This window comes from Pelodictyon luteolum (genome assembly GCF_001622165.1).
Taxonomy (GTDB): Bacteria; Bacteroidota; Chlorobiia; order Chlorobiales; family Chlorobiaceae; genus Chlorobium; species Chlorobium luteolum_B.
Window position 1 is genome coordinate 26395 of sequence record NZ_LVWG01000017.1, and the last position, 13215, is coordinate 39609.

Consider the following 13215-nt stretch of genomic DNA (forward strand, 5'->3'; position numbering starts at 1 on the left):
TACGACCAAAAAACCGGAAGGCATAATCCCGTTCGCATGCCAACGGAAGAAAACGGCCCCGGAGGCAACCGAAGCATGAAACCCAAAGGACGTATCATCGGGATCGATTACGGCACCAAGCGCATCGGCCTTGCCGTGACGGACCCGCTGCAGCTGTTCGCCAGCCCGGTCGGCACGTTCGAACCCGAGGGGCTCCATCATGAACTGCGCCGGATCATGCAGGGGGATGGCGTTGTACTGGCCGTGGTGGGCAGCCCTGTCAGCGAAGACGGAAGCGGGAACGCCATGACTGCAGTAGTCGACCGATTCGTTGAAGAACTCAGGGCTGTGTTTCCGGAACTTCGGGTGGAGCGGGTCGACGAGTCGCACTCATCGAAAGAGGCCTCGAGAATCCTTGCCGCCTCAGGCAAAAGCCGGAAAGTACGCCGGGAGAAAGGCCGGTTGGACAGTGCCGCAGCATGCGTGCTCCTCACCCGTTTCCTTGAGGAAAACAGGGGATGAAGGCGGGACTCCGGGGGAGACGTTTTCGTCTGGCTTTTCGGAACTGCTTCTGTATCTTATAGTTAATAGCTGCGGCAAATCATTCCGGAGCCTGTCTTTTTTCCACCTCCACACCATCTGAACAGATACGTAATGCTAGAGATCTTCAAACAGACGGGAGCCCTGCTCGAAGGGCATTTCAAGCTGACCTCCGGCCGGCACAGCAATACCTATTTCCAGTGCGCCAAGGTCCTGCAGCACCCGGAGCACCTGACGGTGGTCTGCGGGGAGATCGCCGGGCATTTCAGCCATAAGGAGATCGATACCGTCATCTCCCCGGCCATCGGCGGCATTGTCGTCGGCACCGAAGTAGGGCGGCAGCTCGGGGTAAAAACCATCTTTGCCGAGCGCAAAGACGGCAGAATGACGATCCGCCGCGGATTCTCTCTGGAAAAAGGGGAACGGGTCCTCGTGGTGGAGGATGTGATCACGACAGGCGGTTCGGTGCAGGAGGTCATCGAACAGGTGAAGGCCGCGGGTGCCGTGCCCGTCGGGGTCGGATCGGTGGTTGACCGTAGCAACGGCAAAGTTCGCCTTATTGATGACCAGTACTCCGTACTTTCGATGGAGGTGGTGAGCTACGATCCCGAAGAGTGCCCGCTCTGCCGGAGCGGCGTACCGATAGAAGCTCCGGGAAGCCGTGCCAGCGTAGGAGGCCCGGCAGCATGAATACGAAACCATCCATAGAGAGCATCTCTTTCATAGGACTCGGCCTGATCGGCATGTCCCTCCTGCGGGCGCTCCGCAGCACCCCCATTGCGGTGGAGGCGGGCATCATCTTCAGCGGATTTGACCCATCGTTCACCGAAGCCGACATAGAGGAGGCCGGAATGCTCGGTCTCGACCAGTTTATTGAAGATCGCGAAGAGCTTTTCAGTGCCGACGTCGTGGTGCTTGCCGCACCGGTGCTGACCAACATTGCATTGCTCGACGAAGCGGCACGCCTCTCGCCACCGACCACCATCATTGCAGACGTATCAAGCACGAAAGGCGATATCTTCAAGAGAGCACAGGAACTCAACCTCCCCTACTTCGGCTTGCACCCGATGGCAGGCAAGGAGTTGCAGGGTTTTCGTGAAAGCTCACCTGACCTCTTCAAAGAAATGCCGATCTTCCTCTGCCATGATCATAAACTGCCCTATAAGGGCCGGGGCCTCATCCTGAGGAAGATGATTGAATCGATTGCCGGCTCCCTGGTAACGTCGAATCCCATCCTGCACGACCAGATTATGGCACGAGTCAGCCACCTCCCACAGTTGATGTCCACCCTCCTCATTGACTACTGCTCGTCTCAACTGCGAGTCTCCGGTCCGGGGTTCGCCTCACTCACCCGCCTGGCGGGAAGCCCCTGGGAGATCTGGCATGACATCATCGGCACCAACAACAAAAACATCGCCGACGCAATTGAGGAGTTCGCAATGAAGCTCGTAGAGCTCTCATGGGAGGTGCGCGATATTGATAATGAGAGTCTGGAATCACGCTTCGATGAAGCAAACAGGCTGCACAAGTACATGCAGTTACCTGGATGGCGCACATGAAATTCGGCATCGTCATCAACGTATCCAGAGAGCGGGCCCTCGAACTGGCACGCAAACTGGTATCGTGGCTTGAAGCGCAAGGCATCGGATACATCTTCGAAACCCTTTCGGCAGAGCGCATTGGGAGCGCGCTGTCAGCTCCGATCGAAGAGCTCAACACCCAGTGCGACGCCTTCATCTCACTCGGCGGCGACGGAACCCTCCTCTTCACCTCGCAGCACTCGGTCACCAAGCCCGTCGTCGGCATCAATGTCGGCTATCTCGGGTTCCTGACGGAGTTCACCCAGGAGGAGATGTTTGAAGCGGTAGAAAAGGTGATCAAGGGAACCTACACCATCCACACGCGCACACAGCTCGAGGCCTCGGTGCCAGCAGACGGACGGAACGAGCAGTTCCTTGCCCTGAACGATGTGGTCATCGAAAAGGGCACCTATCCGAGAATCCCCGCCTTCGTCATCAAGCTCGACGGCGAACTGCTCAGCTCCTACCGTGCTGACGGCATCATCATCGCCACATCTACCGGTTCGACGGCCTACTCGATGTCGGCCGGAGGGCCCATCATCGCCCCGAAGTCGAGCGTCTTCGTCATCACCCCCATCTGCCCGCACATGCTGACGGTGAGGCCCATCGTCATCAGCGACGAAAAGATCATCGAAATCTCGGTCGAAGCCCCCGACGGCGAGTTCCCGCTCAACTGCGACGGGCACCTGCGCAGAATGCTTGAGCCGATGGAGCGTGTAACGGTCCGTAAATCAAGCCGCCTCATCAATCTGGTGGCAAACGAAAAACGGGACTACTGCGAAGTTCTCCGCACCAAACTGCTTTGGGGCCGTGAACACAACTCCGGCCTATAGGCCTCCTTCCTGTCTCAATGAACAGCATCAGTGAAGCATCACTCGGCGCCATGCTGGGCATCCCGGCCGGCACACCGCTCACCATTCCGGCCATGTGCCGGGGGCTCCGGCCGGTGTTCTATCCCGCACCGAACATGTCAGGGCGCCTCAAGGTATTCTCCCGGAGCCTTCAGAGCGCATTTGAAGCGCTCGGCATCAAGGTAGAAAGCCCCGAAGCGGCGTCAGGTCCTGACGGGAGGATTCTTGCAGGCAGGGTTGTCATAGCTCCCGGCGTCTTTCCGGACAATGAGCTTGCGATCAACCGGGTCTCGACGCTCTACAACAACATCATTGTCGGCATCTATGACGAACCGCCGCCGCTCTCCGGCCAGTCGGGTGCACAGGAGCGGCTTGACGCCATCGTGGCACGCCTGGCGCGAGATATGGTCCACATCCTTATTTACGTTACCGCTGAGTCCTGGACCATCTGCACGATGAACGGAGGCGTAGCCGTATTCCAGACGCCGCTGCCCTGCGTGGAAGACGTTCGACGTACGCTGGTACCGAAACTGACGGCCCAGGTCGTACCGCCGCGCCCGAAGGATTTCATGATACGGGAGGGAGAGCTCAGCACCCGGTCTCCCTTCTTTCTGGAGGCCGCAGAGGATTTCCGGAGATCCGGCCGGCTGTGGGAAAAGAGCCCTGTGCTGCTCACCCATACCTCAACCGACAACCTGGAATACCGGAACGGATACTACCGGCGGATTGTCCGACGCTACCTCGATGAACGAAGCGGCATGAGTTACGGGTTCTTCGCCCGCCAGCTTCCTGTGAGGGTCGAGGCGGCAGTGCCAGTAGCATATGGGGATACATACGACATGGCGCCGGAGAAAGATCCCGGCGGCCTCAGGGTCCCGGTACGGGTGGAGGGAACAGTCTATATGATAAAGGTTCCGACGGTGCGGGTACTGACAACACGGTCGGGATGCAAGAAGACCGCCGTCGAGCCCCTGCGCGACCTTCTGGAAATCGGAATGGAGGACGGGCGGCCCTACATCACAACTCCTGCCCTCAGCGAAGAGGGCACAACGCCGCGCCCCTCATTCGACACCCTCACCATCCTGGCCCACGCCCTCGGCAACGCCCTTGTAGCGTCCATACTCCTCTCAATCAGCCCTGAATCCACCTTTGCACGGCGGCTTGGAGAGTCAGGAGCATCCTTGACGCACTGGCACGGATATCCGGAAGAGGAGAATCTGCCGGACGGGTATTTCATGCACGGCACCGCCAATCCCCCGGTGTCGTGTTCGACTCCGCAGTCGGCGGCTTACAGCATCATTGGAAAAATCGAAGGATTGGAGCAGGCCCTCCAGGCGAGGAGCGCATGCACCCGAGGCGCTTCAGGCTATATGGGAGACGTGCATGTCGAGCCGAACCACGGAACGAACATCATAGGGGTCCTCTCGCTTTCGGAGACAGCGGCCGCCCTCAACCCCTAACCAGGGGGAGCCAGCCGTTTCAGGATAAATTCAGTCCTCTTCAACTGAAGGCTCAACCCAGGGCCACAGGCCCTGACTCCCGAGAATCATCTCCAGAACCTCCCGCACGCACCCGTTGCCACCCTCAAACGCAGAGATGTATCCGACACGATTGCGCAACCAGTCTGCACCGTTGATTGCAGTCACAGGAAGACCGACGCGCTCCAGTACAGCCAGGTCACCGACGTCGTCGCCGATGCAGGCACAGACATCGTCACCGAGGCCGTGCTGGTCCCTGAACGCCTCGTAGGCGTCAAGGAATGATCCGGTTCCGAACCGGAGGTCCTGCACGCCGAGCCCTTCGAGAATCGGACGGTACCCCTCGCTGCGCCGCTCCGAAAACACCGAGATGAGTAGCCCTTTGCGTACCGCCTCCTGTATGGCTACCGCGTCGCGTACAGAAACCGAACAGAGCTCTTCACCCCGGCCGTCAAAGGTGATGCGACCGCCGTTGAGCACGCCGTCGATGGGGAATATCAGTGCCCGGGTAGCTTTGAGTGCTTCGGCGACACGCGACGAGGGGTCGGCCAGGGATGGCTCCATCCCGAAATACTGGAAACCTGACAAGGGAGTGGGGATTTAGGATGAATGAAGCGGCTGCACGCACCGGTAGAGGTCGATCAGCTGTTTGACAAGTGGACGGAAACTCCCCAGCGGAAGCTGGGTTGCCGCATCGGAAAGGGCTTTTTCAGGATCCGGGTGCACCTCGAAAAAGAGGCCGTCAACCCCTGCAGCAACTGCGGCACGGGCAAGCGGGGCAACATACGCCCTCTCTCCTCCCGATACGCCGTTGCCGGCACCCGGCAACTGCAGGCTGTGGGTGGCATCGTAGATAACCGGCCAGCCAGATTCACCCATTTTGACGATACCGCGGAAGTCGACAACGAGATTATTGTACCCGAAACTAGACCCGCGCTCCGTCAGCATAATGCGATGGTTGCCGGTCGCCGAAACCTTAGCGGCTGCAAGCGCCATGTCCTGAGGGGCCATGAACTGCCCTTTCTTGATATTGACCGCAAGTCCGGTTTCGCCGGCAGCATGGAGAAGTTCGGTCTGGCGCGAGAGGAAGGCCGGGATCTGCAGAACGTCAACATACCGGGCGGCCAGCTCAACGTCCCTCGTCTCATGCACGTCGGTGAGTACCGGCATATCATACGTATCGCCGATTTCGCGGAGTACCTCGAGAGCCTCCTCGTCACCGATACCGGTGAACGAGGAACCCGAAGAGCGGTTCGCTTTGCGGTAGGAGCCCTTGAAAATGAAGCGCACGCCAAGCTCACGGCTGATACGCTGCAGTTCCTCGGCTACCGTCACGGCCATTGAACGGCTCTCTATGACGCAGGGACCTGCGATGAAAAGCGGGATATCGGGATCGGGTACGGCTATGGAGCCGATGGAGAACTTTTGCATCATCCAGCCTGTTAAGAATTGTAATGGAGGCCAAATCCCGCCAAGGCATTTGGGCATTGTGAGTTTGCCGCCATAAGCGTTAAATTTACAACAATATTCTGTTATTCACAGTCTGCAATCAAACGCACAGCACCCATGAGTATCACCGACACGAAGCAACGGCTGCAGGAGATCGAAAAGCAGCTGGCCGATCTCAGCGAAGAGCAGCGAAGCATCAAGGCGCGCTGGGACAGCGAAAAAGAGCTGATCAGCCAGTCCCGCGACCTGAAATCGCAGATTGAGGAACTGAAGGTCGAAGCAGAAGAGTATGAGCGGCGTGGCGATTACGGAAAAGTCGCTGAAATCCGCCACGGAAGAATCAAGGAGATAGAGAAGGAGGTTGAACGCAACCGGGAAAAGATCGAGCGGAAGCAGTCGGCCGGCGAGCTCATCATGAAGGAGGAAATCGACGCCGAGGACATCGCTGCGATTGTAGCCAAATGGACAGGCATCCCGGTCAGCAAGATGCTCCAGTCGGAACGCCAGAAACTGCTCCACATCGAGAGTGAACTGCACGAGCGGGTGATTGGCCAGGATGAGGCAGTCAGGGCGGTGAGCGAAGCCGTAAAGCGCTCCCGGGCGGGAATGGGTGATGAGAAGCGCCCCATCGGTTCGTTCATTTTCCTCGGCCCCACCGGCGTCGGCAAGACCGAGCTGGCAAGGACGCTTGCCGACTACCTTTTTGACGACGAGGACGCAATGATCCGCATAGACATGAGCGAGTACATGGAATCGCATACCGTCAGCCGCCTTGTCGGAGCGCCTCCCGGCTATGTGGGCTATGAGGAGGGTGGACAGCTGACGGAAGCCGTCCGCCGCAAGCCGTTTTCGGTGGTGCTGCTCGACGAGATCGAAAAAGCGCACCCTGACGTTTTCAACATCCTGCTTCAGATACTCGACGATGGTCGTCTGACCGACAGCAAGGGCCATACGGTGAACTTCAAGAACACCATCATCATCATGACCTCGAACATCGGTGCCCAGCTGATCCAGTCCGAGATGGAAAAAATCGATGGCAGGCCTTCGGAAGAGGTGCTCGAAAACCTTCAGGAGAAACTGTTCTCGCTTCTCAAGCAGCAGGTGCGCCCCGAATTCCTCAACCGGATAGACGAGGTTATACTCTTCAAGCCGCTGACACGCGAAGACTTGAAAAAGATCGTCCTTATCCAGTTCGACAGCATCAGGAGCACCGCCCTGCGCCAGCACATCACCCTCACCATCACGGATGAAGCTCTTGGCTGGCTGGCAGAAGCGGGATTTGATCCCGCATTCGGTGCACGTCCGCTGAAACGGGTCATGCAGCGGAAAATCACCAACAGCATCTCCGAATTGATCCTCTCCGGAGAGGTATCGGAAGGTGAGGGAGTGGAGATCAGCCTCGTAAACAAAGAACTGGCGTTCAAGACGACGAAATCCGCATGAGGCCGAAGGTACCCGTTTATCTTGCGCTGCTGCTCTTGGCCATCCTCCTTCAACCACTGCCCGTAGCAGAAGCCGGAACGAAGCCGGACAGCCTCACCATTAAAATAGGACAGATGCTGATGGTGGGGTTCAGGGGCACCACCCTCGGCCAATCCCCCGACGTACGGCGCGCCATCGACCGCCAGCGCATAGGTAGCGTGGTGCTCTTCGACTATGATGTCCCCTCCCGGACCCCGAAACGCAACATAACCGGCCCGGAGCAGCTCAAGCAGCTGAGTGGCGAACTGCAGGATCGTTCCCCCATCCCGCTCTTCATCTCAATCGATCAGGAAGGCGGCATGGTCAGCAGGCTAAAGTCGGCACGGGGGTTCCCCCGGAGCCCGAGCGCCCGGAGCCTCGGACTGCTCAGGAACCCCGACAGCACCCTCGCTGCGGCGGAGGAGACTGCCCGGACACTGAAGTTGATGCGAATCAACATGAACCTTGCTCCGGTGGTCGACCTTGATACCAACCCCCAGAACCCCGTCATCGGACGCATAGAGCGGAGCTACTCCCCTGATCCCTCAATCGTCACAACCCATGCATCCATCGTCACGAAGACGTTCCTCCGCGAGGGGATCATCCCCGTCCTGAAGCATTTTCCCGGCCACGGCAGCTCGACGTCGGACAGCCATCTGGGCTTCACCGACGTAACGGAAAGCTGGAACGAGATTGAACTTGAACCCTACCGCAGGCTCTTTCTTGATGGATATCAGGGAGCTGTCATGACCGCGCACGTCTTCAACGCCCACCTGGATCCCCGATATCCCGCAACCCTTTCGAAGCCGACCATCAGCAGACTCTTGCGAGAGAAGCTGGGGTTTCGCGGAGTGGTGCTTACCGATGACATGCAGATGGGCGCCATTGCCCATAACTTCGGCTTTGAAGAAGCGATCCGCCTGTCGATTGAAGCCGGTGCTGACATTCTTGTGTTTGCCAACAATACAACCGTCTACGACCCAAAAATCGCAGAAAAGGCATCAGGCATCATCCGCAGGATGGTGGATGAGGGCATAATTTCTCCCCTTCGCATCGAGGAGTCGTACCGGAGGATCATGACACTCAAAGAGACTGTAACCAACCCGGCCAGATGAAAACACTCTACCTTGTCAGACATGCCAAAGCAGGCTGGAGCGCCGATGCCGCCTCGGATTTCGAACGGACGCTCAGTGAACGGGGGATAAAGGATGCACATTTCATGGCGCGGCTGGTGCATGAAAAAGGCGCTCGCCCCGATATGCTTGTTTCGAGCCCTGCACTCAGAGCCCTCACGACTGCGGAAATATTCGCAGGGGTGTTCGCTGTTCCCTTGGAGTCGATCCTGCAGAAAATGGAAATCTACCACGGCGGAGCTCAGGAACTTCTGGACACCGTCCGTTTACTGCCAGATGAAGCCGGGAGCGTGATGCTCTTCGGTCACAATCCCGTCATCTCGGAACTTGCCAACCGCTTTGGCGACATGAACGGTGAGGCCATGGAGACGTGCAGCGTGGCGCGTCTGGACTTCCAGGTCGACCGATGGAGTGAGGCAGGCCCTGGGAAAGGGCTGATGATGTGGCATGAACATCCCGAGAAACGGCATACCCGCTGACCCGGAAAACGGCAAAGGATAGGCAAAAGAATGGACGGAAAAATCCCTCAGTCCCGCTCGGGCTTCGGTTCGCGCGTCATAAGATCAAGGATGGCCTTCTCGACAGGCTTCTCCTCAAACAGCATCTCATAGACCGCCTGTGTTATAGGCATCTCGACGCCGAGGGTGCAGCTGAGTGCGTATACGGCCTTGGAACTCAACACCCCCTCGGCGATCATATTCATATGGGTGATGATGTCATCAAGCGAGCGGCCGCGACCAATCTCCTCACCCACAAAGCGGTTTCGGCTGTGACGGCTAAGGCAGGTGACGACAAGGTCGCCGATGCCCGACAGCCCTGAAATGGTCATGGGGTCGCCGCCGAGTTTCAGCGCAAGACGGGATATCTCAGCCATGCCGCGGGTAATGATGGCAGCCTTTGCGTTGTCGCCGAACCCGATGCCATCGGAAATTCCTGCCGCAATGGCGATAATGTTCTTGACCGAACCGGCAACCTCCACACCGACGATGTCGGTATTGACGTAGACCCGGAACATATTGGTGTGGAACACTTCCTGAACCGATTCAGCGGTCTCCATAGAGGGGGAGGATGCGACAACCGTCGTCGGTTGCTCACGGGCAACCTCCTCCGCATGGCTCGGCCCGTACAGCGCAGCCACCTGGTTCAAAGAGAGACCGGGGAGCTCGTCCATGAGGACTTCCGTCATCCGCTTGCCGGTGCCGACCTCGATTCCTTTGGCCACGTTGACGATGATCACTCCATCAAGCGGCATAGTGCTGAACGCACGGGCCGTCTCGCGCAGCGCCTGGGAAGGCACCGCAGTGACGATCATTTCAGCCCCGGCAATGCACTCCTTGAGATCCGCCATGACTTCGAGAGACTCAGGAAATGGCGTCCCCTTGAGATAGCGGGTGTTTTCGCGCTCGACCTGAAGGGTTCGGGCAAACTCGGGGCGGTGTGCCCATAGCCGCACACTGTAACCCTTTCGGGCAAGCAGGACAGCAAGCGTAGTGCCCCAGCTTCCGGCCCCAAGGACGGCGATATGCATCAACGCACCGCCATCTTAGGCGCGTTTTCCGAAAGTGATGCGGTTCTCGGTACCTGAAATAAGGCGCCGGATGTTCGCTCGATGCGTATAGAGGATGGCAAGAGCCACGATGAGTCCGAAGATCAAGAGGTGGTAATCGAGGCTGTCATGGAAGAAGAACGACTCCCCGAACAGGCGGATGTAGTAATCAAGGCCCCCGCCGAGTTCGAACACATACTTGCGGATGGCTATGATGAGCGGAAATGCGAGGGCTGCAAGGATGGATGCCACGGAAACATAGCGCGAGAGCCAGACCGTAAGAAGAAAAATGCCGATGACAATCAGCATGCTGACAGGAGCGATGCCGATGAGCATGCCGGCAGCCGTGCTGACACCCTTGCCTCCCTTGAACCCGGCAAATACGGTGAACACGTGGCCGATAACGGCAGCCATGCCTGCAAGAAGGCGGAGCGCAACCTCGTTGATATCAGGATAGGCCCCGATGGGGTGCATCCTGAAGAACGCCACAACGCTGACGGCGGCGATGACGCCCTTGGCAATATCGATGAGGGTAACGGTGAGGCCTGTCTTCCAGCCGAGGACCCTGAATGCGTTGGTGCCGCCGGCATTACCGCTGCCGAACTGCCGGATGTCGATTCCTTTGAGCATTTTTCCCGCCATGATGCTGGTGGGAATGGAGCCGATGATGTAGCTCACCGCCAGAATAGCCAGTAGTGTCATCATATCTCTTGTTCGGATGTGCTTATGGAGAAAACCGCTTTGGCGCCGCCAACTCAGGCAGCGCTCACCTGACCTATAATGTACGCATTTTCACCTTGAGATTTCAAGCCCGCCATCACCCTGTCGACTCCGTCCTCCGCAACAATCATGACAAGGCCGATGCCGAGGTTGAAGGTGCGGCGCATATCATCCTCAGGCACGGAACCCTCACGGCGTATGAGATCGAAGATTGGAAGTTCCGGCCAGGCATCCCACTGCACGTCAAGCTGCAGGCCGTCGGGTACAATCCGCATAGTGTTGCCCATCAGGCCACCGCCTGTAATGTGCGACAGTCCATGCAGATCCGGTGATCCGATGAAGGGCTCGACCACCTTGAGATAGGAGCGGTGGACTTTCAGCAACTCTTCACCGACAGAACAGTCAAATCCCTCGAAGGTTTCCCGCATGCGTCCCTCGAATACCTTGCGGGCCAGTGAGTAGCCGTTGGTATGCAAACCCGTGGAGGGAAGGCCGATCATCACGTCGCCAGCACGCATCGCAGTTCCGTTGACGATCTTTTGATGATCGACGACCCCGACGACGGTGCCGGCAAGATCGAAATCGTCGCCATGGTAGACGCCCGGCATCTCAGCAGTTTCACCACCGATCAGGGCGCAGCCGTTCTGGCGGCAGGCCTCAACCATCCCGGCGACAACCGCCGCAGCATCGTCGGGCACAAGTTTGCCACAGGCGTAGTAGTCGAGGAAGAAGAGAGGACGGGCTCCGCAGACCAGTATATCGTTGACACAGTGGTTGACCAGGCATGAGCCTACCGTGTCGAAGCGGCCGAGCTCGACGGCAATTTTCAGCTTGGTTCCCACTCCGTCGATGCTGCTGACCAGCACCGGTTTTTCATAGCCCTTGAAGTCGGCTTCGAAAAATCCGCCGAACGCACCGATGTCAGTCATCACTCTCGGTGTGAACGTCTTGCGGACGTTTGACTTGATCAGGCGGACGAATTCCTCTCCCGCGCCTATGTCGACTCCTGCATTCCTGTAATCCATGTGGCTTAAGCTTTTTTGTTTCGTTTCAGGCCTTCCCTGCGGGAACCTCAAAAATACCTGCCGCGTCGTCCCCGGAAAAGAACTCCCGGTGCAGCGCACTAACAGCAATCGGCACGTCATGCAGGCCGACGACAAAGCCGACGTTGATCTCCGAGGCTCCCTGGGAGATCATCCGGAGGTTCACTTCGGAAAGCGCGCCGAAAATTCTGCCGGCAACCCCTTTCGACATGCGGAGGTTGTCGCCGACAACACTGACGGTGGCTACTCCATGTTCGATGTCGACCTGGCCGAACGCCCTCAGTTCCCCGAGCAGCTCATCACTGAACGGTACGTCTTCGACCGTCACCGACACGGAGACCTCGCTGGTGGAAATCATCTCTACCGATACCCGGTAGCGGGCGAACACATCGAACAGTTCATTCATGAAGCCGTGGCGGCCGAGCATACGGTTGGAACGGACGTTGATGATCGACTGCCCTTTCTTTACGGCAATCGACTTCACAAGGCCTCCGTAGCTCATTCCCGACAGACGCTCCGGATCATTGGTGATGACGGTTCCTTTGGCGTCGGGGTGCCATGTATTGAGGACAAACACAGGAATATTCTTTTCAACTGCCGGAGCGATGGTGTCGGGATGAAGAACTTTCGCTCCGAGATAGGCGAGCTCCGCCGCTTCGGAAAAGGTCATCACCCTTATGCTTCGGGCCTCCGGCACAATCCTGGGATCACAGGTCATAACACCGTCGACATCGGTCCAGATCTGTATCTGCGACTCGTGGAGCCAGGCGCCGAGAAGGGCGGCAGACAGGTCCGATCCGCCACGTCCGAGCGTTGTGGTCCTGCCGTCCTCCGTCCTGCCGATATAGCCCTGGGTGACGACGGTTTTCCCTGCCCTCTGGAGGGGACGAATGATCTTTTCGGTATTGGCCATGCACTCTTTCAGGAGCGGGCGAGCAAACCCGAAATGGTCATCGGTGACCATGACGGTGCGCACGTCCACCCACTCGGCTGGATGCCCGGCGGCCTGCATGGCGGCGGCAAACACGGTAGTGGAGAGGAGTTCGCCGAATGAACAGAACATGTCGCGCGAACGCTCGGTAAGTTCGCCAACGATCTCAACGCCCTTGACGAGCAGTTCAAGACGGCTGAGAAGCTGTTCGATACGGGGGATGAGCTCCTCCTGGGGTTCCCCGGAGGGGATCAGCTCCCGCACCAGACCGATATGGTGGCTTCGCACTTCACCGACAAGCTCCATGGCCTCGTCGAGGGAACCACGGCCGGAAGCGTCAGCGATCTTCAGAAGAGTGTTCGTGATGCCGCTGCATGCGCTAAGCACCACGATCGGCGTGGACTGCTCTGCCTCGCGGGCAACAATGGAAATGGCCTGCTGCATGGCCCTGGCGGTCCCTACAGAGGTGCCGCCGAATTTCATTACAGCCATAAGTTTCTCTGG

The 13215-nt window shown here is 58.2% G+C and carries 14 protein-coding genes; 8 read left to right on the top strand and 6 right to left on the bottom strand.

Going from position 1 to position 13215, the window contains the following annotated elements; all coding sequences use genetic code 11:
• Positions 1-75 precede the first annotated feature (75 nt).
• The 5 genes from ruvX (at position 76) to A3K90_RS02370 (ending at position 4410) form a co-directional block, all read left to right on the top strand.
• Entirely contained in the window at positions 76-501 is a 426-nt protein-coding gene (ruvX, locus tag A3K90_RS02350; RefSeq protein ID WP_303680993.1) for a Holliday junction resolvase RuvX, read from the top strand.
• 132 nt (positions 502-633) lie between these two features.
• Positions 634-1209, top strand: a complete 576-nt coding sequence (gene pyrE, locus A3K90_RS02355) for an orotate phosphoribosyltransferase (protein ID WP_303680994.1) — start codon at positions 634-636, stop codon at positions 1207-1209.
• Positions 1206-2078 (top strand): prephenate dehydrogenase/arogenate dehydrogenase family protein, encoded by an 873-nt coding sequence (locus tag A3K90_RS02360; protein WP_303680995.1) that lies wholly within the window; start codon positions 1206-1208, stop codon positions 2076-2078. Before pyrE ends, A3K90_RS02360 begins: the two co-directional genes overlap by 4 nt.
• Positions 2075-2932 (top strand): NAD(+)/NADH kinase, encoded by an 858-nt coding sequence (locus A3K90_RS02365; protein WP_303681051.1) that lies wholly within the window; start codon positions 2075-2077, stop codon positions 2930-2932. The genes A3K90_RS02360 and A3K90_RS02365 overlap by 4 nt, the downstream gene beginning before the upstream one ends.
• Before the next feature lie 17 nt (positions 2933-2949).
• Positions 2950-4410 carry a hypothetical protein gene (locus tag A3K90_RS02370; protein WP_303680996.1) on the top strand — a complete coding sequence of 487 codons (1461 nt, stop codon included), beginning with the start codon at positions 2950-2952 and terminating at the stop codon, positions 4408-4410.
• 30 nt (positions 4411-4440) lie between these two features.
• On the opposite strand, the gene A3K90_RS02375 is transcribed toward A3K90_RS02370, so the two are convergent.
• Both A3K90_RS02375 and kdsA read right to left on the bottom strand, forming a co-directional pair.
• On the bottom strand, positions 4441-4992 hold the full coding sequence (locus A3K90_RS02375) for an HAD family hydrolase (RefSeq protein WP_303680997.1): 552 nt from the start codon (positions 4990-4992) through the stop codon (positions 4441-4443).
• Between the two features lie 36 nt (positions 4993-5028).
• The gene (gene kdsA, locus A3K90_RS02380) at positions 5029-5859 is read right to left on the bottom strand and encodes a 3-deoxy-8-phosphooctulonate synthase (RefSeq protein WP_303681052.1); all 831 of its coding nucleotides are present in this window, start codon (positions 5857-5859) and stop codon (positions 5029-5031) included.
• A gap of 135 nt (positions 5860-5994) precedes the next feature.
• Here kdsA and A3K90_RS02385 point away from each other — a divergent pair, with 135 nt between their 5' ends.
• Genes A3K90_RS02385 through A3K90_RS02395 form a run of 3 tightly spaced genes read left to right on the top strand, consistent with a single transcriptional unit; the run spans position 5995 to position 8950 of the window.
• Complete coding sequence (locus A3K90_RS02385; protein WP_303680998.1) at positions 5995-7320, top strand: AAA family ATPase; 1326 nt, start codon at positions 5995-5997, stop codon at positions 7318-7320.
• A complete protein-coding gene (locus tag A3K90_RS02390) occupies positions 7317-8453 on the top strand; it encodes a glycoside hydrolase family 3 protein (RefSeq protein ID WP_303680999.1) in 1137 nt (378 codons plus the stop codon). The genes A3K90_RS02385 and A3K90_RS02390 overlap by 4 nt, the downstream gene beginning before the upstream one ends.
• Complete coding sequence (locus A3K90_RS02395; RefSeq protein WP_303681000.1) at positions 8450-8950, top strand: histidine phosphatase family protein; 501 nt, start codon at positions 8450-8452, stop codon at positions 8948-8950. Before A3K90_RS02390 ends, A3K90_RS02395 begins: the two co-directional genes overlap by 4 nt.
• A 47-nt stretch (positions 8951-8997) precedes the next feature.
• Here the strand turns inward: A3K90_RS02395 and A3K90_RS02400 are convergent, their stop codons facing one another.
• From A3K90_RS02400 to lysC, 4 genes are read right to left on the bottom strand one after another with little or no spacing between them, the layout of a single operon-like run.
• A complete protein-coding gene (locus A3K90_RS02400; RefSeq protein WP_303681001.1) occupies positions 8998-9999 on the bottom strand; it encodes an NAD(P)H-dependent glycerol-3-phosphate dehydrogenase in 1002 nt (333 codons plus the stop codon).
• 15 nt (positions 10000-10014) lie between these two features.
• Positions 10015-10722 carry a glycerol-3-phosphate 1-O-acyltransferase PlsY gene (gene plsY / locus A3K90_RS02405; protein WP_303681002.1) on the bottom strand — a complete coding sequence of 236 codons (708 nt, stop codon included), beginning with the start codon at positions 10720-10722 and terminating at the stop codon, positions 10015-10017.
• A gap of 50 nt (positions 10723-10772) precedes the next feature.
• The gene (purM, locus tag A3K90_RS02410; protein ID WP_303681003.1) at positions 10773-11762 is read right to left on the bottom strand and encodes a phosphoribosylformylglycinamidine cyclo-ligase; all 990 of its coding nucleotides are present in this window, start codon (positions 11760-11762) and stop codon (positions 10773-10775) included.
• A gap of 25 nt (positions 11763-11787) precedes the next feature.
• Complete coding sequence (gene lysC / locus A3K90_RS02415) at positions 11788-13203, bottom strand: lysine-sensitive aspartokinase 3 (RefSeq protein WP_303681004.1); 1416 nt, start codon at positions 13201-13203, stop codon at positions 11788-11790.
• Between the last annotated feature and the right edge of the window lie 12 nt (positions 13204-13215).